The organism is Yersinia mollaretii ATCC 43969, from assembly GCF_013282725.1.
GTDB lineage: Bacteria > Pseudomonadota > Gammaproteobacteria > Enterobacterales > Enterobacteriaceae > Yersinia > Yersinia mollaretii.
Map to the genome: position 1 here is coordinate 2,535,330 of NZ_CP054043.1, position 21,782 is coordinate 2,557,111.

Consider the following 21,782-nt stretch of genomic DNA (forward strand, 5'->3'; position numbering starts at 1 on the left):
TTACGCGGTACTGCATACACTCCTTCGTTTCTTCATGTTTGCTAGGGGTAGCGCAGCTAACGGTAGACAGTGCGATGGTGATAATTATCGGGCGTAACAGTTCCATGAACCAATCTCCTCTGAGTGAAAACAGAGTTTAACAGATTGACCTGCTCCCAGTATTTGGTTAGTCAGCAGCAACGGTAAAGGCATTAATGTCAGTCCTGTCTCAGGGGACATGAAAAAGATGAAGAAAGTCAACATATAGGCATGCAGGAAATCCAAAGCGTCCATTAATTCAACGCCATCACCCAGACTATGGAGACAATATTATTCGCAGAATGAAGCACTATCGGCATTAGCAGGCTGCCGGTTCTTATTCTGACCTCACAAAGGATCGCAGAAAAAATAAACAGCGAAATAAATGTCGTCGGAAATAGATATTGAGTGTGTACCAGTGCGAACAGCAGAGAGGTGATCACTATCGCCAACTGCCGACCTCTAAGGCCAAACCCCATCCCTGTATTCAGTAAGAACCCACGGAAGATAATCTCCTCCGAAACCGGGGCTAACACGCAAAGGGTTATTACTAACAGGATTTGGGTGAAGATTGATGGCTGCAACAAGCTTTCTATCCATGGCTCCGGCTGGCCAAAAAACTGGAAAATTGCTGTTAATCCTAGCAGCGCAAGACCCGGGATCAACATATCCCGCAGGGCTATTTTCCCCAGCGGCATCAAGCCAAACGACTTCTGATAGTGCTTCCACGCCAGCAATGCAAAGGGGAACCAGAAAATGATGTACAACAGAGGTGTGGCCATGCCAGAGCGATACATTCTTACATGGTCTGGAAACAGCAACAGGGAAAATGAAAGCGCAAACCATCCTCCCCAGACAGAAACACAAGTCAGGGCATGTGTGATCCGATCAATTTTTGCATTCATCATTATATTCCGTTAATTCAATCCAGACAGTTGGCAATCTATTTTATTTTCATGATGTTATCTTGGCATTGATAATGCATTCTGTCACGTCACTCTCAACCTGATCCAGATTAGCTATTACAGCCAGTTGAGTATCCATCAATATAATGGTGGGCTGTCATTCAATGAAACAGAATGATTATTTTGGGAAACTCTAAAACCGTGGCCTGTTTTTGTTGACCACTACGATGGATACCTATTGTAAAAATTAGATTTTCTATTGCCTGCTCGTTTTTTGCTCAAATCACACTCAAATAAACTAAAGTTAATACAGGCATTGCACTGACTGTGGAGCCTACTATGTACCATAAAATCAATGGCAGTGAATACCGACGTATTTTTGTTGTCGGTGATATTCATGGCTGCTATAAAAAACTGATGGATGCTTTGGAGCGTGTGCAGTTTGAGCGCGCGGTTGATTTACTGGTCTCTGTCGGGGATTTAGCGGATCGCGGCCCACAGAATATTGAATGTTATGAACTAATCAATGCCAATTGGTTTCGTGCTGTCCGTGGCAATCATGAGCAAATGGCGATTGAGGTGCTGGCAGGGGGCGAAGCTGATACTTGGATGGCAAATGGCGGGCGCTGGTTTTTCTTACTGGACGATAGCAAGAGATCTCAAGTTGAAGAGCTTATTAAGCGGGCTGGGCAGTTGCCGCTAGTGCTAGAGATTACGACAGATCGCGGCAAATATGTTATCGCCCATGCAGATTATCCTTCGAATGAATATGTGTACGGCAGGCCTATCAATGAGCATTTAGTGGTATGGAACCGCAAGCGCCTTAATGCTGCCATGAAGGGGGAGAGCGAGGAAATTACGGGCGCAGATAAATTTATTTTCGGCCATACACCACTGGTGAAACCATTGCTGTTTAAAAATCAACTTTATATCGATACCGGTGCGGTGTTTGGTAATACGCTAACCCTGATCCAGATTCAATAAATAAGCAAAGTGCTAAGCTCCCTTGCTTGCTGGGCACTGATAGCCCCACTTAATGCAGAGGCTATCAGATAACATCTATTAAAATGAGATAAATCGTGATGTATATTTATTGAGTAATAGGAGCCTTGATAACAGTACCGAAGCGGCAAATACGGATAGCAAGAGTGTAAATCTCAATGTGACATCTGATAAGTTATATGCACTGGAAATAAAATAGAAAATCCCATCATGTAATATATAGACCCCGATCATTGAAGGGCTGATATAGGCTAATGTTTTCTTTATCCACTCGTGCTTAGTATTAAAGTTATCAAATATGACAAATAAGCATAAACTTAGAATTAAAACGTGCAAATTATCGAGGAAATAGCCCGCATTCACTGTTTTGTAGACATGTATCGACATAAAACTTTCATAATAATACATAGAAATAGCTGTCGGGATGAGCAGTACTTTAGCAATGAAACGTATTCTCGGCAGCTTTGTTATTTTTTGGCATATCCTCGAGCACAAAAATCTACCGGTCATATAATAGAAAATCCAGGTCCATAACCTGAAATATTGTGGGAAGTCAATTAGGTAGGGTCTTTCAGTCAATGCACTGATTAGGTCGATAGTCACAGAGAAGATAACCAAGCATGAAAGGGTGATTATTGCAGTTCTGTTACTTTTTAAGACTTTAGAGATTATCGGATTAATCAGATAAATAATAGCAATGCTGAATAATAGCCAACTTTGCAGGAAATAGCCCCGCTTGAAACCATCCTCATTGATAAAGTAGAAGAGGACGTTCCAGAAGATAATAATGGTGATGATAGACTTTAACTTTCTAAGGATATCTTGTTGATCTATCTCATCATTGGAGTCGATATAACCAATAATCATGAAGAACAAAGGGGTCGCGATGATCGACAAGAAGTAAAGAACACTCATCACTTCACCACCTAAAAAACACTGTTCAGTACAGGTTTTACTGGCGGAATAGAAAGTCACAGCAGAAAAGCAGCTTAACGTTTTTAGGGCATGTAAACCGACGTTTCTCATAAAGTAGCTTGACCTACTAATAAGGTTAGATGAGAAAGCAGCGTCATAGGGTATCTGGTTTGCATTGGGACTTTCCTATTCAGACTACTAATTTTTCTATATTTTTGCATACAATCTGAAAGCTGTCACGCCCAGTGAAATTTATCATAAGCAAATAACCAAGAAATATTTTCCATAGAAAAAGACATTTCCTACACCTTCCGGTGTTGACATCCTATTTATCTCCTGCCCCCCCTATGGTTTACTGAGCAAACAGAGGTGTGTCCTGGGTTATCTTTATAATTTTTAATGATATTTCCTTCATTATAAACAGGTCTGAGTTAATGATTTAAGGGGTGCTTAGGCACTAACGGGTGTGGCCAATATGATAAGCTGTATGATAGTCGATAACGATAAATATCAAACACTGGGTATGGTGGCTATCGTAAAAAAAATATTCACATCGTTAGGGTTTAAGAAAGAGATTAAATTCTATCGGAAATCATTCTATTCAGCCGATATCATTTTTATTGGCGTTGATGAATTTAGTTTTTTCGATGCACTAAAAAGTTTGGATAGATCACCTTCAGAAGCAGATGTTTTTTTGATTTGCGATGCTAGATTAAATAGTTTTCTACAGGGAATTCCACGATTCAGTAATGTGACGATGATCTTCAGAGAAGACTCACTCGAAGCCGTCACCAATAAAATAGCGACTGTGTTTAAACGCAAGCTTCGTGGGCTTAAAGAAAACTTAACCGAGCGAAAAAGTACTCATGTATTAAGTCTGGCGTCATCAGAGCGTCAGTATTTGACTCCCAATGAAAATATTGTGCTGAAGTTATTTAATGAAGGTTTTTCAGGCGGTGATATCGCCAGAATTCTGAAAAAGAGTGAGAAGACAGTGAGCGGGCAAAAACGCTCAGCGATGAAAAAACTGGGTGCCCGTACTGACGTTGAATTAATTAAAATGTTTATGTTCAAATAGTTAATATGAAGAATGGACTGGATTTTTTTGTTACTTTTAGCGTCAACACCAGAGAATATCAAAGGGATGTTTTATTATCGCCGGCAGGGATGCCAGCATCAAAACTTCGGAGCAACTCGGGTGGCCCCAAAAGCGATTTAGGGCCATTTATGGGAGTGGATATCCACAGTCTCAATAGAAAACAATTTCAGTAGAAAATCGTCTCAGTAGAGAATAGTCAGCATTAAATACACTTCAACTTAGCAACCGTACTCTCAATATCGACTTCATGCTCTGAAAATGTATAAGTGACATTTTGAAATGTGGTTATCGACAACATTTTCAGTGGTACCATTTTTTCTGCAATATCCTCTTCCTGCGGCCGGATTTTATTCATCAGTAAATTTACTGAGAGGACGGTATTCGCTTTGTCGACTTCAGCCTGCGCAGGAACTTCTTTAGTGAAAGTATTGAATGACTTAATGCTGGTGAGTTTGATTCTCTCGTTGGCGATGAATATATATTTACTCTCAATAGCCACTTTGACTGCAAATGCGGACAATCCTTTGGTATTGGTTGTCGGCTCAAAAGTGACCTCTGCCCCTTTTTTGATCATCTCGGGATTAGCAACTTTAATAACGTGAAAATAACGGTTATCTCCGTTCTCATCGGTGATAAAACCAAAGCCTTTATCTTCAAAAAAAGTTGTTATTCTACCGTTCATCATGCATCTCATATTAGCGTATCCAATGGGTAAGTATAATACAGGGGAATAGCTTTCAGATACAGTCTGGCGGTTTTATGGCGGGTTTTTAGACCCAGTTAAGGTGAGCTGAAAAAGCAAAAAATGCGGTTTTCTGTGCTAAAAATGAGCATTAAAAGGTGGGGTTTTCTCTTTTTATCTCTTTTTTGTGATCTCTGCTGTGGACAAGAATCGGTTCTATTGCTGTACTGTATCTGACACACATTTTGTGTCCAACATTCCACGTAAAGGTAAGTTTGATGTCTAAGATTAAAGGTAGCGTTAAGTGGTTCAATGAGTCCAAAGGTTTCGGCTTCATTACCCCAGAAGATGGCAGCAAGGACGTTTTCGTTCATTTCTCAGCCATCGCTAGCAACGGTTTCAAAACTCTTGCTGAAGGCCAGCGTGTAGAATTTGAAATCACGAACGGTGCCAAAGGGCCATCTGCTGCTAATGTTATCGCTATCTAAGTAGCCCATATCTCTTAAAACCCGCCTCAATAGGCGGGTTTTTTATGAGCAGTGCTTTTTTATGGGTAGCACTGTATCGCGAAAGAAATGGCACTTGCTAAAAGAGATATATTTTTAAAAAAAGCACGGTGATAAACAGGCAGAAAATCACTGTTATCCACTCAATCCGCGTTTTAGGTAATCCAAACATAGCCATATCCAGCACTTCAGCTACCACCATCGGTTAACTGTTCTCTACACCATGATTATCGGGCTCGTAGATTAAGAAAACATTAAGACGGTGCAACTCGTGGTATTACTGCCCTGTGAAGTGATTGACCAACAGAAAGGCCAACATGGTCATAGCAAGTGAACCCGCCAGATTCAGTAGGACCGTACCTGCGGCCCAGGCCAGTTTACCATCCTGAATTAAATAGACCACTTCGACAGAGAAGGTGGAAAACGTAGTTAAGCCACCACAGAAACCGGTGGTAATCAGTAACTTCCAAACGGGATCAATATGTGTAAGTCGGGTAAAAAGTGCCAATGTCAGGCCAATAATAAAGGCCCCAATCAGGTTTACCACCAGTGTCCCTACCGGGATATTGTGCGATAGACTGTTTAGCTTCATGCTGACCAACCAGCGGGCTACACTGCCGACACCACCACCAATAAATACTGCAAGTAATGTATTAAACATAAATACCTTTCTTTATGAATACCTGCTGTGCGGGTACTTTGTCGTTATAGAGGCTTTCAGAAAGGCTTAGGCGTAACGCTACGGCCTTAGTGAAAAGGTTACGTAGACATCATCAGCCTTGATGGGCGATGTCATCTCCAGCATTTAAAGGTCAATGCTTGAAAGCTAATAATACACTGAGTGAATGCTAATTTGTAGCCCGCAACTTAGCTCGCCAATTCAATACGATTACGGCCATTATCTTTTGCCAGATACAGTGCGGAGTCGGCGGCTTTCAGCCATTGCTGATAGTTAATCATGTCATGCCGATAATCAGCGATACCGGCGCTAACTCTCAATTGCAGGGATGGCGCTTGTGCAAAAACCAAATCGGCCAGCTTCTCCTGAATTCGTGTTAATACTTCCCGTGTCTGTTCTGCCGTTGTATTGGGCAAAATAGCGCCAAACTCATCTCCACCATAGCGGCCAACAATATCAATGGCCCTCAACCCCAGTAATAACTCTTCGGCAAGGACGGTTATCGCATCGTCGCCGACAGCATGACCAAAAGTGTCATTAATAGATTTGAAGTTGTCAATATCAAGTAAAATCAGAGTGGCGCCATGCTGATAACGTCGACAACTGTCAAATTGATTATGTAACTGATGCTCCCAATGCCTGCGGTTATATAACCCAGTCAATCCATCTCTGACGCTGATGCGTAACAGCTCTTCTTTATTTTCGGCCAGACGTTTTGCTGTTCGATAGGTCACTAATCCCAGTAGGGAAGGGTAGACGATGATCATTGGTAGGCAGGCATAGACCTGAAGTGGTGAGGTTTCAGGTTTAAAAGGTAAATTAAATATCCATGCGGTCAATAAGCTACAGGCAATTTGTAATGCCAGCCCTTTGCAAAACACGTTTTTGCCGCCTGAAGCAATATTATTCATACTCATCATTGATAAAATGACAACGGATGGCAGAGCATTGAACGACATTATCGCCACCCAGACCCCACCGAGGGCTGAGTCTATTTTCATGTTGAGTATTTCTTGCTCAAATGGTTCTTCAGAGCGCGAAGCTAGCAGGAATGCGATGTGTGGCCAGACTAACCCGTTGAGTGTGAGCGCTATCCATAACCACAGCGGTGCATTCTGAGTGTAGAGCACGGAGCTAACACATAACATGCCAATACCTAAGCCAAATGCTCGAGGTAAATAAGTCCTTTTAGCGAAACTTAATCCCGATCGACGGGTGTTTATTCTGGTTGAATAAGGCAATTGGCGGTTCCCTCGTTTTTTACTTTGGGGGGATGTTAACGGCAATGTCTCATCCGGAATGAGTCAAAATGAGCGAGAATAGACTCTTGAGTAAATCATAGTTCACTAACGAAATCTGTTACATATTACTCTTGTTTTAATCGGAAATTTATTCGTAAATAGCCCATGATTTAATGAACAGAACTCATCAAGAAGGTATATATGGAAGGTATCAGCATCACCAAATTGTTGGTTGTTGGCATACTGATTGTGTTGTTGTTTGGGACGAGTAAATTACGCACGCTGGGTGCGGATTTGGGCGCAGCTTTAAAAGGCTTCAAAAAAGCCATGGGTAATGATGATGCGCCAGCAGCGGGTTCTACCGCTGAGTCTAAAGCCGCAACTGAAACCAAAACAACACCGCCGATCGAGCACAAAGACTGATTGTTGCCGCAGGTTTAGTGGTTTTTTGAGCTAACAGGGCAGCGCGATCATACATTTGCGACATTATTATCGGCATTAATATTATGCCTGATGACAAAAAACGGATCTCCATTGGAAATCCGTTTTTGGTTGTCTGCAGTATAAGGTGTAATAAATTATTTCAGTCATATCGGGCCTGAATGGATGTTCAGGCCCGATATGCTTATTTGACTTCCAAACCTTTTGCTTGCAGGTCAGCGTGGTAAGAGGAGCGAACAAACGGGCCGCAAGCTGCATGGGTAAAGCCCATCGCCATAGCTTCCGCTTTCATTTCATCAAACTCAGCCGGGCTGACATAACGCTGTACTGGCAAATGGTGACGGCTAGGCTGCAAGTATTGGCCTAGCGTTAACATGGTTACCCCGTGACGGCGTAAATCACGCATAACTTCAACGATTTCAGCATTTGTTTCACCCAGACCGACCATCAAACCAGACTTGGTTGGGATATCAGGATGCGCTTCTTTAAAGCGTTCCAATAATTTGAGCGACCACTCGTAGTTAGCGCCGGGGCGCACTTGGCGATAGACCCGTGGAACGTTTTCCAGATTGTGGTTAAATACATCGGGTGGTGTGGCGGTCAAAATATCTAATGCGCGATCCATACGGCCACGGAAATCAGGCACCAGCGTTTCAATCTTAATGGTTGGATTCTTGGCACGAATCGCGGAGATACAATCAGCAAAATGCTGAGCACCGCCATCACGCAGGTCATCACGGTCAACTGAGGTGATCACAACATAGCGCAGGCCCATATCTTGAATGGTCTGCCCCAGTTTTTCTGGCTCATTGGCATCCGGTGTGACCGGGCGGCCATGTGCTACATCACAGAATGGACAACGGCGAGTACAAATTGCGCCGAGGATCATAAAGGTCGCCGTGCCGTGGTTAAAACACTCAGAGAGGTTAGGGCAGGAGGCTTCTTCGCAAACCGAATGCAGACCGTTTTTACGCAGTGCGGCCTTGATGCCCTGAATACGACCGGAGTCGGCAGGGAGTTTGATCTTCATCCATTCGGGCTTACGCAGCAGCTCCTGACGTTCGGTAACCACGGTTTTAATCGGGATTAACGCCATTTTATCTGCGTCACGGTATTTTACGCCGCGTTCCATCTGAATCGGTTTACTCATAATCGTGCAGGTTCCAGTTCTGAATCTCTCAATTTGAGATTTTTCATTGAATTCAACGTGATGCAGCTTTCGTTAAAAAATATTTGAAAATTGTATAAAATCATAACATCTTTACCCCACCGCATTCAGCCCCAATTTACGCTTCTTAACTCGAAGCTGTCATGGTATCTGTTGGGTCACTTGTAATGCGTCAGAGGATAAATAATCAGTCAATGACCAAGGGTAAAGCTCTGCGTCTGGGTAACCTAGCTGGCGGGTGAATTCGCGCACTAATATCGGCTGGATATCCGCTACGGTTGTAGCCGCTTTCAACGCACTGACTTGGGTCATTTGCATCCCCGCATAGCCACAGGGATTAATGCGCTGGAAAGGTTCCAGATCCATAGCGATATTTAATGCCAGACCATGAAACGAGCAGCCTCTGCGGATACGTAGCCCCAGTGAGCATATCTTCTGCTGACCAACGTAGACGCCGGGCGCATCCGGCCGGGCCTGTGAATCAATGTCAAAAGAGGCCAGTGTTTGTATCACCGTATTCTCAATCGCCGTCACTAGCTGTCGCACGCCCATTTTGGCGCGTTTGAGATCAATCATGATATACATCACCTGCTGTCCGGGACCGTGGTAGGTGACTTGGCCGCCCCTATCACTTTGGATTACCGGAATATCACCGGGCATCAAGAGATGTTCAGCTTTTCCTGCCTGACCCTGAGTGAAGACTTGCTGATGCTCAACCAGCCAGATTTCATCCGCTGTAGTATCAGTGCGGAACTCAGTGAAGTTATGCATAGCTTGGGATACGGGGGCATAAGGTTGTAACCCCAGCTGACGTAAAATGATCTTGTGTTGTTGCAAGCGAGGCATCATCTGGTTACAGAAATGGTGGCGTCAGTATACCAGCCCAGTGGTGTGGAGCCACTATTTTGGCATGTAAAAACAGATTTGATAATTATAAAAGCAGGCTTGATGGTGCGACAATTGAGTTAATGGGTAAAAAATAAAGCCCGGAGTGGTCATCCCAGTCCGGGCATTATAGGTTTAGATTGGATAGTTTACCTGTAGCAGTCCGTGTCGATTACAGTACCATCCGCACCAATTCAAGCTTACCTAACTCTTCGTACAGCGTTTCCACCTGATCAATATGGGTCGCGGTGATGGTGATTGAAACGGAGTGATAGTTGCCTTTGCTGCTCGGTTTTACCTGCGGGGTGTAGTCACCCGGAGCATGGCGCTGTACCACTTCAACCACCTGAGTAACCAATCGAGGCTCAGCAATGCCCATTACCTTGTAGGTAAAAGAACAAGGGAACTCAAGCAGTTCGTGCAGTTTAGTTTTCATGTGCGCTCCTGGGTTGTATCACTGAATGACAAAATGTATTCAGCTACAAAATTATAACTCCCGCCGGAGCGGGAGTTTTATATTATTTATAATGTGGGGGCAATTTTCTGGCTTTCAAGCACTCAGTGCTCTCAGTACCAAATGATTAGCCGAACCAGCGGTGGAACATCAATTTGATGTAATCCACCATGCGGCTAAAGATTCCGCCCTCTTTCACTTCATTCATTACCACCAGTGGGCGCTGGTCGATAGTTTTGCCATCCAACTGGAAGTTAATCATCCCGACAACCTGATTTTTTGCCAGTGGGGCATGAATTTCAGGTGTATTCAGCACATAGCTGGCTTTCAGATCTTTCATGCGACCACGTGGAATCGTCAGGTATACGTCTTTATCAACGCCCAACTGCACGCGATCACTGTCACCAAACCAGACTGGCTCTGAAGCAAACTCTTTACCGACTTTCAGTGGTGCCACGGTTTCAAAGAAACGGAAGCCCCATGTTAGCAATTTCTTGCTTTCAGTTTCGCGGCCTTTATAAGTGCGCCCACCCAGCACGGCAGAAATCAAACGCATTTGCCCATCAGTGGCTGAGGCCACCAAATTATAGCCAGCAGAGGCAGTATGGCCGGTTTTGATGCCATCAACATTCAAGCTGGTATCCCACAGTAAACCGTTACGGTTCATCTGACGGATATTGTTGAATGTGAACTCTTTCTCTTTGTAGATGGTGTACTCATCCGGTACATCACGAATCAGCGCTTGACCAATCAGTGCCATATCACGCGCAGAGCTGAATTGACCATCAGCATCTAAGCCGTGCACGGTTTTGAAATGGGTATTTTGCAAGCCCAGCGCGTTAACGTAGTTATTCATCAGGTTAACGAATGAGTCTTGGCTGCCAGCGACGTAATCGGCCATCGCCACACAAGCATCGTTACCCGATTGCAGGTTGATACCCCGGGTCAGTTTTGAGACCGGGACGCGGTCACCGGGTTTCAGGAACATCAACGAGGAGCCTTGGAATTCCGGATTGCCGGTCGCCCAAGCATCTTTACCCACGGTAACCATATCTTCCGGCCCGATTTTGCCCGCTTTAATCGCCTGACCGATAACATAACTGGTCATCATTTTGGTCAAGCTGGCTGGGTTACGGCGTGCATCAGCATTCATTTCTGCCAATACTTTGCCTGAGTTGTAATCAATCAGAATATAGGCTTCCGCGTCGATCTGTGGCACGCCGGGGATCATGGTTTTCAGATTGACGTCATCAGCGTTTGCAGCAGAAGCTGCGCTCATAACAATAACAGTGCCGAGCGCCAGGCTCTTGATAATGCGAGAAGTAGTTACATATTTCATGATCAGGACAACAACATCCGTGGGAGTAAGTTAAGAACGTGCCACACTATAACATACCCTGCTTAATTGGCGTTGCAGCTGTGTTAGCCGCTCTTGCTGGCTAAAGGCAACACCAATTGATTTGGGTAATGTACTTATGCGGCGTTTATATATTTGCACTGGAGGTTATCACCCCCAGTGACTGTTATGGCCTCAACCGTAACATCCTGTTTGTACAGTCGGTTACGGTTATTTTTATCTGCTCAGCCTTAAATTGCTACAAGGCGTGTCCGGCTTAAGGTGCCGCAACCACAAATGACTGTTGCTGTGCTTCGCTCGACAGGCGCTGTTGCAGTTCAACGGCCTGCTGACGGCTACTAAACGGCCCAAGTTGGACACGGTGTACGCTGCCATTGGTGGCTACTTTGCCCGGTACACCGAAACGTTGACTCAGGCTTTGCTGCCAAGTTTGCGCCCGCTGAGCATCACTCAATGCCCCGACCTGAACCACATAGCCATAACCGCCTGACGTTGCTGCGCCAGTTGATGCTGAGGCGACTGAGGATGTGACGGGGCCTGGATTGGCGACAACCGGTGGCGTGACGGGTGCTGAACTCATTGCTGAAGATGACACCGTGGCAGGTTCTGAACCTTCCAGCACGCCGACTGGCACTGGGGTCGATGCACGCAGGAAGCCGCTGCTTTGTGGCGCGACAGGCTGCGTGGCATCAGCGCCAGACAAATGACTATTATCGATAGGGAGTACCGGCGCACTGACTGCAGGGGCATCCTGCTGTATTGGTGTCCCCATCCCGCTGGAGCCTAAATCGGGACGGCTCGGTAACGCATAACTCTGTTTGGCGATGGTGGTTCCCACCATGCCGGGGCCAGATAGTGAACCATCGGGTGCGACATTGATAAAATCAATCTTCACCTTGGTATTATTTGAGATATTAAGGCGATCGGCAGCCGCTTTGGATAAATCAATCACCCGCCCTGAGGTGTATGGGCCACGATCATTCACGCGTACCACAATCTGGCGACCATTGCTGACGTTGGTGACCCGTACATAACTTGGAATGGGTAACGTCGGGTGGGCGGCGGTTAATGCATTGGGATCAAAGGTTTCACCGGTCGCTGTCGTGTTGCCGTTAGCCTCTTCACCATACCAAGCCGCCAAGCCTATCTGGGAGAAGTTTTGTGGGTCTTTGACGATGCTATAGGATTGACCATTAACCTTATAATCCTGATTGAAACTAGGATTGAAAGGTTCGTAGCGCGGTTCTGCGCCACCAATCTCGACAACTGGGCCATTGTACGTCTGCTGTACTTGTTGTTGTGGTGCTGGGGGCTGACTGGTACATGCCGATAACAGCACGCCTGCGATGCCGATCCAAAGCCATTCCTTACGCATTGCTCACCTCTATAAATTCTTAGATAACATTTTTCGATGAGTATGTATCGACATCACGATACCAAACCCGGCCATCAGAACTATCAGCGCCGAGCCTCCGTAGCTGACCAAAGGCAAAGGTACGCCAACCACAGGCAAAATTCCACTGACCATGCCTACGTTAACAAACACATAAACAAAGAGTATCAGCATTAATCCCCCGACCATAACCCGGCCAAAGGTAGTTTGTGCATGGGCAGCAATCACCAAACCGCGCATGATCAGACACAGATAAAGCCCCAACAGCGCCAAAAAGCCAATTAATCCCAGTTCCTCTGCCAGCACGGCAAAGATGAAGTCAGTATGGCGCTCTGGTAGGAATTCCAACTGCGACTGAGTGCCATGCAGCCAGCCTTTGCCTGATAATCCACCTGAGCCAATCGCAATTTTAGATTGAATAATATGATAACCCGCACCGAGTGGATCACTTTCTGGGTCCAGTAGCATCATCACGCGATCCTGCTGATATCCATGCATCAGGAAGAACCACAAAATAGGAATAAACCCCGCGACCAAGACGGCGGCAATAGCGATTAAACGCCAGCTCATTCCCGAAAGGAATAGGACAAACAGACCCGAGGCAGCAATCAGAATCGAGGTGCCAAGGTCGGGCTGAGCGGCCACTAATAAGGTCGGCATAAAGATTAAAATCAGCGCGATGCCAGTATTTTTTAGTGAAGGTGGGCAGACGTCACGGTTCATAAATCGTGCAACCATTAACGGCACTGCAATTTTAGCAATTTCAGAGGGTTGGAAGCGGATAAAGCCCAAATCTAACCAGCGCTGTGCCCCTTTACTGATTTGACCAAAAACATCAACCAGAACCAGTAAAATCACGCAAACAAAATAGAGGTAGGGTGCCCAGCTTTCATAGACGCGTGGCGGTATCTGTGCCATCACCAACATGACAACCAGACCCATGGCAATTTGGCCGACCTTGCGCTCCATCATGCCAATGTCTTGCCCGCTCGCACTCCACATCACGAAGGCGCTATAAGCCAGCAGCGCCAGGACGCAAAGCAGAAACGGCAGGTCAATGTGCATTTTGTACCACAAAGAGCCTTTTTGTTGATTATCAGTCATGAGTTACCTTAATCCACTTCAGCTAGTCTGCTTCTACACCCGGAGGAAGAGGGGCCGCATCCGGTAATTCAGTATTGTTATCACCTAACAGGATATGGTCGAGGATTTGGCGAGTAATGGTACCCACCGCAGGTCCCGCGCCGCCATTTTCCAGAATCATAGCAACAGACACTGTTGGGTTTTCGTAGGGGGCAAAGGCAACCATCAATTTGTGGTCACGCAAATGCTCCGCGACTTTGTGCGCATTATAGGTTTCATAGCTGTAAACCTGTGCCGTCCCTGATTTTGCCGCAGCCTTATACGGCGTGCCTTCAAAGAACTTACGGCCTGTCCCGTTAGGGCGGTTGGCGACACCATACATGCCATCTTTGGCGATTTCCCAATAGCCAGAATGAATATCACCAATTTGCGTGGTATCTTCTTGTTTATACGGTACTAATACGCCATCAATTCGTGTGCTTTGCAGCAGGTGGGGTGTTTTAACCGCGCCATCATTAATCAGTGTCATCAATGCTTTTGCCATCTGAATTGGCGTGGCTGTCCAGTAACCCTGGCCGATGCCTACTGGGATAGTATCCCCTTGATACCACGGTTTTTTGTGGCGTTTTTGTTTCCATTCCCGCGTTGGCATCAGACCAGCCCGCTCTTCGGAGAGATCAATGCCAGTATATTCACCGTAACCAAACTTGGTCATCCATGCGGATAAGCGGTCAATTCCCATGTCATAAGCAACCTGATAGAAGAAGGTATCCGCCGACTCCTCCAATGCTTTGGTGACATTCAACCGACCATGGCCCCATTTTTTCCAGTCGCGGAAACGTTTTTCCGAGCCGGGAAGTTGCCACCAGCCGGGGTCAAACAGGCTAGTACTTTTGGTGATGACGCCAGCACTCAGTGCAGAAACCGCGATATAGGGTTTTACCGTCGATGCAGGAGGATAAACACCTTGAGTGGCGCGGTTAATCAGTGGACGGTTAGGATCATTTAGCAGCCCCTGATAATCCTTGTTGGTGATGCCATCGACAAACAGATTTGGGTCATAGCTTGGATTCGACACCAAGGCCAATATGCCACCCGTGCGTGGGTCCGTGACCACTACCGCAGCACGACTTCCGCTAAGTAGTTGTTCAATATAAGTTTGCAGGTGTAAATCGAGCGTCAGATAGATATCTTTACCGGCTTGCGGTGGTTGCTCATGCAACTGGCGAATCACTCGGCCACGGTTATTCACTTCAACTTCTTCATAACCGGTTTTGCCGTGCAATACAGATTCATAGTAACGCTCAATACCCAGTTTGCCGATATCGTGGGTTGCGGCATAGTTAGCAAGAATGCCCTCTTTATCCAACCGTTCGACATCTTTATCATTGATCTTGGAAACATACCCGATAACGTGGGTCAGGGCAGAGCCATAGGGGTAGAAGCGGCGCTGATAGCCTTTGACTTCAATTCCGGGGAAGCGGAATTGGTTAACGGCGAAGCGGGCGACCTGAACCTCGGTGAGCGGTGTTTTAACCGCAATAGAGGTAAAACGGCGTGAGCGCTTACGCTCTTTTTCAAAATTGGCGATATCCTCATCCGTCAAATCCACTATCGGGCGTAGTGCATTGAGTGTGGCGGGGAGGTCTTCGATTTTTTCCGGCATCAATTCTAGCTGATAAATAGTGCGATTCATCGCCAGTGGGGTGCCGTTGCGGTCAAATATCATGCCACGGCTCGGGGCGATAGGAACCAGCTTGATGCGGTTTTCATTGGAACGGGTGCGATAGTCTTCGAAACGCACTATCTGCAAATTGTACATGTTAGCGACCAATACCCCGCTTAGCAGCAGGATACCGAGGAAAGCCACCAAGGCACGGCGGACAAACAGGGCTGACTCAGCCGAATAGTCGCGAAAAGAGTTAGGTTCTTTTTTCATCCCGCAGCTACTTCATGTTGTCCAAAACCCACATTTTTCCCAAAACCAGCACATCACTTAAAGCCATCATTTTACTCAGGTTCATCGCCCGCTTATTCCCGGTGATAGGGGTGATTGGTCGTAATACTCCAGGCGCGGTAGAGACTCTCGGCCACTAAAACACGCACTAAAGGATGGGGTAGCGTTAGCGGAGAGAGCGACCAGCTCTGCTCTGCGGCAGCTTTACAGGCCGGGGCTAATCCCTCAGGCCCGCCAATCAACAGACTGACATCACGGCCATCCTGCTTCCAGCGTTCTAATTGCTGAGCTAATTGCGGGGTCTCCCAGGGAGTGCCTGGGATATCCAGCGTGACAATGCGGTTGTTCTTGCCAACCGCCGCCAGCATTAGCTCGCCCTCTTTTTCCAAAATGCGTTTGATATCCGCATTCTTGCCCCGCTTACCTGCCGGTATCTCTACCAACTCGAAGGGCATATCTTTGGGAAAGCGGCGCAGGTAATCGATAAAACCTGTCTGCACCCAGTCTGGCATTTTAGTGCCGACGGCTACCAGTTGCAGTTTCACCGCTTAGCTCCAGAGTTTTTCCAATTCGTACAGACGGCGACTCTCTTCTTGCATCACATGGACAATGACTTCGCCCAGATCAACCACAACCCAGTCAGAGACACCCTGACCTTCAACGCCCAGTGGGATCATGCCTGCAACACGGGATTCCTGTACCAGATTGTCTGCCAGCGCCATAACATGGCGGGTGGACGTACCGGTACAAATGATCATGCAATCAGTGATACTGGACTTACCTTGAACATCCAAAGCAATAATGTCCTGGCCTTTCAAATCATCGAGCTTGTCGATAACAAATTCTTGGAGCGCTTTACCTTGCAAAGGTTCCCCCTAGGGTAATACCTGAAATTTAGCGGCGGAGTATAACATGGGTCAATGTCTCGGGATATAAACCCTCGGCTCTCAGCCGCGATACAGACCTTGTAACTCAATATATCGCTGAACAGCACGCGGTAACAGATCATCACAACTTTCACCATGATGGCGGCGACGGCGAATATCGGTCGCAGAAATATCTAACAGCGGCGTATCTGCCAGATAGATTGTTCCCTGTGGTCGCTGGCTCAACAGGTGTGGATCAAAGACCCGGTGTTCGTCGAGCCACTGCTGTAACTCTGGTGTTTCCAGTGTTTGGGCGTAACCAGGACGGGCACAAACTAACAGATGGCACACATCCAACAGTGATTCCCAGCGATGCCATTTATGCAGTGATAATAATGAGTCCTGCCCAATAATAAACGCTAAAGGCCGTTCAGCACCACGTTCTTTACGCAGGGATTCCAGTGTCTCGATGGTGAATGATGGCGCGTCACGTAATAACTCTCGCGAATCAACGCTGAACAGCGGATTGCCAGCAACCGCCAACTCAACCATTTTTAGCCGCTGCTGTGCATTGGCCTCAGGTTGGGGACGATGGGGCGGTACATTATTGGGCAGTAAAATGATGTGTTGTAGGCCAACTTGCTGAGCCAAGGCTTCAACTGGCTTCAAATGGCCATAATGGATTGGATCAAAAGTACCGCCGAACAGGGCATGTAGTGTGCGAGTCGGGGAGTTATTGGGCATCAAAAAAGCTCTCAGGTAATATTTTGCCACACATCAGCATAGACAGCGTTTCTAACTCAGGCCAGATGGATTGACCATAATCCTGCTTCAGGCGAATTTCCATTTGTGTCAACAAATGAACGGCTTGATGCAGTTGCTGCATGGAGAGACGTTGCAGTGCTTGAGTCATCATCGGTCGGCGGTTCTGCCACACTTTGAATTGATCAAACAGAGTTCGTAGTGGCACCTGATCCATACGGCGCTTGAGCGTTAACAACTGCAATAATTCACGTTGTAGGGTGCGCAGCAAAATAATGGGTTCGCTATCTTCCTGCTGTAACTGTTGCAGGATATGCCATGCCCGTTTGCTTTTACCGGCGAGTAAGGCATCCAGCCAGTGATACGGCGTAAAATGCGCAGCATCATTGACCGCTTGCTCGACTTTTGGCAGTGTCAATTTGCCATCGGGATAGAGCAGGGAGAGGCGTTCTAATGCTTGCGATAGCGCCAGCAAATTGCCTTCGTAGCAGTAACACAGCAGTTGAATGGCGGCATCATCAACATCCAGACTCAAGCTCTTGGCACGTGTGCTGACCCACCGTGGAAGCTGTGCCTGTTCGGGTGTTTGGCAACTAACAAAAACACCGTTCTTGCTGAGAGCCTTAAACCAGGGGCTGTTTTCTTGTGCTTTGGTGAGCTTGTTTGCCCGCAATATCAGCAAAATATCGGGGTGTAGTAGCCCGGATAATTTGACCAATTGCTCGTTCATTGGTGCAGTCAACCCACTGTCAGGGAAACTCAAAAGCAGTGTCTGACGGCTGGCGAATAGACTCAGCGCCTGACAGAGGCTAAAGATGCTGTCCCATTCGGTGTGGGCATCCAGTGCAAAACTGAAATGCTCGGTGAAGTCGTGTTGGGCTGCCACTCGACGAATATGGTCCTGACTCTCCTGTAACAGTAATGGCTCATTGCCACATAACAGGTAGCAAGCGCGCAGCCCCTCATGGAGCTGCGCGACAAGTTGTTCAGGATAGACTCGGATCATTGGGCAGGGGTACTGACTGCAGGTTTGCCGATATTAATCTCTTTGACCGGGGCTGTTTTAGCGGTGCCGGTTGTATTGCTATTGCTAACCGATTTATCACCATTTTCCTGTGCGTTTTTGATTTCCGCAGCATGTACGGTCAGGAGCTGCCGCACTAACTGCTGAGCCGCCTGATCGCGCATCTCTTGGCGAAGAACCTCAGCTTCAGCATCTTTTGCCAGCGCAGTCAGCGGGTTATCGAAGAAGGAGCGGAAGATATTAACTCGTAGCGGGTAAATATCATGACCCGGTATCAATACCTGCGCCTGCACATGCAACACTAACTGGTACTCAGCCGTCACGCCGTTTCGGAAGATTGACACGGTATCCTGATTTTCGGATGAGCCAATTATCCGCAAGGCCGGTAGGTCTTTGCGCATTGGGTCATCAACAATGGTGACGTTGCTTAAACGCAATTGTTGACGTACTGCACGGGTTAGCGGGCCATAAGGATCGCCACTTTCCAGCAATAATTTTTGCAGTTCAGGTGGCACCTGAGTGGTGCCCCGCAGATTAAAGCCACAGCCAGCGGTGACCAGCACCGCTAACCCCAGCAACAGCGTCAGAATAGGATGTCGCACAACTCCTCCTTGTCTTAACCCACAACCAGGTTAAGCAGTTTGCCAGGGACATAGATGACTTTACGCACAGTAACCCCATCTAGGTATTTAGCCACCAAGTGCTCTTGACCAGCACGTTCGCGAACTTGCTCTTCAGTGGCATCGGCAGGCACAGTAATTCTGCCACGCACTTTACCATTAACCTGTACGACAACTAACTTAGAGTCTTCGACCATCGCCTGTTCATCAGCAATTGGCCATGGTGCAGTATCGATATCACCTTCGCCACCCAGTGCTTGCCACAAGGTGAAGCAGACGTGAGGGGTGAAGGGATAAAGCATCCGAACCACTGCCAGTAATGCTTCTTGCAGCAGAGCGCGATCTTGCTCAGTTTCCTGAGGTGAGCGGCCTAACTTGTTCATCAACTCCATCACCGCAGCGATAGCGGTGTTGAAGGTTTGACGGCGACCCACATCATCAGTGACTTTAGCTATAGTCTTGTGCAGATCGCGACGCAGAGATTTCTGTTCGTCCGTCAGGCTGGCGATATCCAGCGGAGCAGTGGCCCCTTTTGCTGTGTGATCAAAGACCAGACGCCAGACACGTTTCAGGAAGCGGTTAGCCCCTTCAACGCCAGACTCTTGCCATTCCAAGGTCATTTCTGCCGGGGAAGCAAACATCATAAACAGACGTACGGTATCAGCACCGTATTTCTCTACCATAACCTGCGGGTCGATACCGTTATTTTTCGATTTCGACATTTTGCTCATACCGGCATACACCAGTTCATGGCCTTCAGCATCGGTCGCTTTAATAATACGGCCTTTATCATCACGTTCGACGATAGCATCAACCGGCGAAACCCAAATACGTTCACCGCCAGTACCGGTGTAGTAGAAGGCATCTGCCAATACCATGCCCTGACACAGCAGACGTTTGGCTGGTTCATCGGAGTCCACCAGACCTGCGTCACGCAGCAGTTTGTGGAAGAAGCGGAAGTACATCAGGTGCATGATGGCATGTTCGATACCACCGACATACTGATCGACTGGCAGCCAGTAGTTGGCGGCGGCCGGGTCCAGCATACCTTCATCATATTGCGGACAGGTGTAGCGCGCGTAATACCAAGATGACTCCATAAAGGTATCAAAGGTATCGGTTTCACGCAGACCCGGCATCCCATTCACCGTGGTTTTAGCCCACTCAGGATCTGCCTTGATTGGGCTGGAAATACCGTCCATCACCACATCTTCTGGCAGGATAACCGGCAGTTGATCTTCTGGCGTCGGTACTACAGTACCGTCTTCCAGTGTCACCATCGGGATTGGGGCACCCCAATAACGCTGGCGGGAGACACCCCAGTCACGTAAGCGGTAATTGACTTTGCGCTGACCCACGCCGAGCGCGACCAGTTTGTCGGCGATGGCATTAAAGCCCTCTTCGTAATCCAAACCATCAAACTCGCCAGAGTTGAACAGGACGCCTTTCTCGGTCAGGGCTTCTTTCGTGACATCAGGTTCGCTACCGTCTGCGGCCAAAATAACCGGTTTGATTGGTAGGTTGTATTTGGTGGCGAACTCCCAGTCACGAGCATCGTGGCCTGGAACGGCCATGACCGCACCAGTACCGTAATCCATCAAGACAAAGTTAGCGGCCCAGATAGCTAATTTCTCGCCAGTTAGCGGATGGATGGCATACAGACCTGTCGCCATGCCTTTTTTCTCCATGGTGGCCATTTCAGCTTCGGCAACCTTGGTATTACGGCATTCTGCAACAAAATCGGCCAGTGCAGGGTTGGTTTCAGCCGCTTGCAGTGACAGAGGATGACCTGCAGCAACCGCCACATAGGTCACGCCCATAAAGGTATCTGGACGGGTGGTATAAACAGACAGTTTATCTTCGCTATCCGCGACATCGAAAACGATATCAACCCCTTCGGAGCGGCCAATCCAGTTGCGCTGCATGGTTTTCACCTGCTCAGGCCAGCTTTCCAGCGTGTCCAGATCATTAAGCAACTGATCAGCGTAATCGGTGATTTTGATAAACCACTGCGGGATCTCTTTACGTTCAACTTTGGTATCACAGCGCCAGCAGCAACCGTCGATCACCTGCTCGTTCGCCAGCACGGTCAGATCGTGTGGACACCAGTTAACCGCAGAGGTCTTTTTGTAGACCATGCCTTTTTCGTACAACTTGGTGAAGAACCACTGTTCCCAACGGTAGTAGTCAGGTTTACAGGTGGCAATTTCACGATCCCAGTCATAGCCGAAGCCCAGTAGTTTTAACTGGTTCTTCATGTATTCGATATTGTCGTAGGTCCAGGGAGCGGGGGCGGTATTATTTTTTACCGCAGCGCCTTCAGCAGGTAGGCCAAATGCATCCCAGCCAATCGGTTGTAACACGTTCTTGCCCAGCATACGTTGGTAGCGGGAGATAACATCACCAATAGTGTAGTTACGAACGTGCCCCATATGTAGGCGCCCTGAAGGGTACGGCAGCATAGATAGGCAGTAATATTTTTCTTTGCTAGCGTCTTCAGTGACTTTAAACGTCTGCTTCTCTTGCCAGTGAAGCTGTACTTGCGTTTCGATATCTTCTGGGCGGTATTGCTCTTGCATGGCGGCCGGTGGTCCTATAGTGAAAAACAGCTACGCCTGTAGCATCATCTGTTTCATATCATAAAGAGAGATCCGCATAGCATAGCCGATAAGCGGCAGCGGCAACAACACTCAGCACCCTACAGGCGGCTTTTTCTGCGTAGTGG

Annotated in this window: 22 protein-coding genes; 4 read left to right on the forward strand and 18 right to left on the reverse strand. The window is 47.3% G+C overall.

What is annotated here, in order from left to right; genetic code table 11:
* Positions 1 to 272 precede the first annotated feature (272 nt).
* Positions 273 to 923 carry a CPBP family intramembrane glutamic endopeptidase gene (locus tag HRD69_RS11190; RefSeq protein ID WP_032812933.1) on the reverse strand — a complete coding sequence of 217 codons (651 nt, stop codon included), beginning with the start codon at positions 921 to 923 and terminating at the stop codon, positions 273 to 275.
* A 339-nt stretch (positions 924 to 1,262) separates the two neighbouring features.
* Here HRD69_RS11190 and HRD69_RS11195 point away from each other — a divergent pair, with 339 nt between their 5' ends.
* Positions 1,263 to 1,907, forward strand: a complete 645-nt coding sequence (locus HRD69_RS11195; protein WP_004873336.1) for a metallophosphoesterase — start codon at positions 1,263 to 1,265, stop codon at positions 1,905 to 1,907.
* 78 nt (positions 1,908 to 1,985) lie between these two features.
* Here the strand turns inward: HRD69_RS11195 and HRD69_RS11200 are convergent, their stop codons facing one another.
* Positions 1,986 to 2,951, reverse strand: a complete 966-nt coding sequence (locus HRD69_RS11200) for an acyltransferase (protein WP_004873335.1) — start codon at positions 2,949 to 2,951, stop codon at positions 1,986 to 1,988.
* Positions 2,952 to 3,327: 376 nt separating this feature from the next.
* Here HRD69_RS11200 and HRD69_RS11205 point away from each other — a divergent pair, with 376 nt between their 5' ends.
* Entirely contained in the window at positions 3,328 to 3,918 is a 591-nt protein-coding gene (locus HRD69_RS11205; protein ID WP_032812932.1) for a helix-turn-helix transcriptional regulator, read from the forward strand.
* A 223-nt stretch (positions 3,919 to 4,141) separates the two neighbouring features.
* On the opposite strand, the gene HRD69_RS11210 is transcribed toward HRD69_RS11205, so the two are convergent.
* A complete protein-coding gene (locus tag HRD69_RS11210) occupies positions 4,142 to 4,621 on the reverse strand; it encodes a cold-shock protein (protein WP_032812931.1) in 480 nt (159 codons plus the stop codon).
* 278 nt (positions 4,622 to 4,899) lie between these two features.
* On the opposite strand from HRD69_RS11210, the gene cspE reads away from it, so the two are divergent.
* A complete protein-coding gene (cspE, locus tag HRD69_RS11215; RefSeq protein ID WP_002210315.1) occupies positions 4,900 to 5,109 on the forward strand; it encodes a transcription antiterminator/RNA stability regulator CspE in 210 nt (69 codons plus the stop codon).
* 295 nt (positions 5,110 to 5,404) lie between these two features.
* Here cspE and crcB read toward each other — a convergent pair whose 3' ends face one another.
* On the reverse strand, positions 5,405 to 5,788 hold the full coding sequence (gene crcB, locus HRD69_RS11220; protein WP_004873330.1) for a fluoride efflux transporter CrcB: 384 nt from the start codon (positions 5,786 to 5,788) through the stop codon (positions 5,405 to 5,407).
* Positions 5,789 to 5,994: 206 nt separating this feature from the next.
* The gene (locus HRD69_RS11225; RefSeq protein ID WP_425330487.1) at positions 5,995 to 6,954 is read right to left on the reverse strand and encodes a diguanylate cyclase; all 960 of its coding nucleotides are present in this window, start codon (positions 6,952 to 6,954) and stop codon (positions 5,995 to 5,997) included.
* 294 nt (positions 6,955 to 7,248) lie between these two features.
* On the opposite strand from HRD69_RS11225, the gene tatA reads away from it, so the two are divergent.
* Entirely contained in the window at positions 7,249 to 7,470 is a 222-nt protein-coding gene (gene tatA, locus HRD69_RS11230) for a Sec-independent protein translocase subunit TatA (RefSeq protein ID WP_004873328.1), read from the forward strand.
* A gap of 202 nt (positions 7,471 to 7,672) precedes the next feature.
* Here tatA and lipA read toward each other — a convergent pair whose 3' ends face one another.
* From lipA to leuS, 13 genes are all read right to left on the reverse strand, one after another.
* Positions 7,673 to 8,638 (reverse strand): lipoyl synthase, encoded by a 966-nt coding sequence (gene lipA / locus HRD69_RS11235; protein ID WP_004873327.1) that lies wholly within the window; start codon positions 8,636 to 8,638, stop codon positions 7,673 to 7,675.
* Positions 8,639 to 8,797: 159 nt separating this feature from the next.
* On the reverse strand, positions 8,798 to 9,505 hold the full coding sequence (gene lipB / locus HRD69_RS11240) for a lipoyl(octanoyl) transferase LipB (protein ID WP_004873326.1): 708 nt from the start codon (positions 9,503 to 9,505) through the stop codon (positions 8,798 to 8,800).
* 208 nt (positions 9,506 to 9,713) lie between these two features.
* Entirely contained in the window at positions 9,714 to 9,977 is a 264-nt protein-coding gene (gene ybeD / locus HRD69_RS11245) for a DUF493 family protein YbeD (protein ID WP_032812927.1), read from the reverse strand.
* A gap of 145 nt (positions 9,978 to 10,122) precedes the next feature.
* Positions 10,123 to 11,334 (reverse strand): D-alanyl-D-alanine carboxypeptidase DacA, encoded by a 1,212-nt coding sequence (dacA, locus tag HRD69_RS11250; RefSeq protein ID WP_032812925.1) that lies wholly within the window; start codon positions 11,332 to 11,334, stop codon positions 10,123 to 10,125.
* A 274-nt stretch (positions 11,335 to 11,608) separates the two neighbouring features.
* Entirely contained in the window at positions 11,609 to 12,727 is a 1,119-nt protein-coding gene (gene rlpA, locus HRD69_RS11255; protein WP_004873323.1) for an endolytic peptidoglycan transglycosylase RlpA, read from the reverse strand.
* Between the two features lie 9 nt (positions 12,728 to 12,736).
* Positions 12,737 to 13,849, reverse strand: coding sequence for a peptidoglycan glycosyltransferase MrdB (gene mrdB / locus HRD69_RS11260; protein ID WP_004873322.1), 1,113 nt, complete (start codon positions 13,847 to 13,849; stop codon positions 12,737 to 12,739).
* A gap of 22 nt (positions 13,850 to 13,871) precedes the next feature.
* Positions 13,872 to 15,767: a peptidoglycan DD-transpeptidase MrdA gene (mrdA, locus tag HRD69_RS11265; RefSeq protein ID WP_004873321.1), complete on the reverse strand. Its 1,896-nt coding sequence runs from the start codon at positions 15,765 to 15,767 to the stop codon at positions 13,872 to 13,874.
* Between the two features lie 92 nt (positions 15,768 to 15,859).
* Complete coding sequence (rlmH, locus tag HRD69_RS11270; RefSeq protein WP_004390602.1) at positions 15,860 to 16,330, reverse strand: 23S rRNA (pseudouridine(1915)-N(3))-methyltransferase RlmH; 471 nt, start codon at positions 16,328 to 16,330, stop codon at positions 15,860 to 15,862.
* 3 nt (positions 16,331 to 16,333) lie between these two features.
* On the reverse strand, positions 16,334 to 16,651 hold the full coding sequence (rsfS, locus tag HRD69_RS11275) for a ribosome silencing factor (RefSeq protein ID WP_004873320.1): 318 nt from the start codon (positions 16,649 to 16,651) through the stop codon (positions 16,334 to 16,336).
* Positions 16,652 to 16,732: 81 nt separating this feature from the next.
* A complete protein-coding gene (gene nadD, locus HRD69_RS11280; RefSeq protein ID WP_032812919.1) occupies positions 16,733 to 17,395 on the reverse strand; it encodes a nicotinate-nucleotide adenylyltransferase in 663 nt (220 codons plus the stop codon).
* The gene (gene holA / locus HRD69_RS11285; protein ID WP_032812918.1) at positions 17,385 to 18,419 is read right to left on the reverse strand and encodes a DNA polymerase III subunit delta; all 1,035 of its coding nucleotides are present in this window, start codon (positions 18,417 to 18,419) and stop codon (positions 17,385 to 17,387) included. Before holA ends, nadD begins: the two co-directional genes overlap by 11 nt.
* On the reverse strand, positions 18,416 to 19,039 hold the full coding sequence (gene lptE / locus HRD69_RS11290; RefSeq protein ID WP_004873317.1) for an LPS assembly lipoprotein LptE: 624 nt from the start codon (positions 19,037 to 19,039) through the stop codon (positions 18,416 to 18,418). The genes holA and lptE overlap by 4 nt, the downstream gene beginning before the upstream one ends.
* Positions 19,040 to 19,053: 14 nt before the next feature.
* The gene (gene leuS / locus HRD69_RS11295; RefSeq protein ID WP_004873316.1) at positions 19,054 to 21,636 is read right to left on the reverse strand and encodes a leucine--tRNA ligase; all 2,583 of its coding nucleotides are present in this window, start codon (positions 21,634 to 21,636) and stop codon (positions 19,054 to 19,056) included.
* Between the last annotated feature and the right edge of the window lie 146 nt (positions 21,637 to 21,782).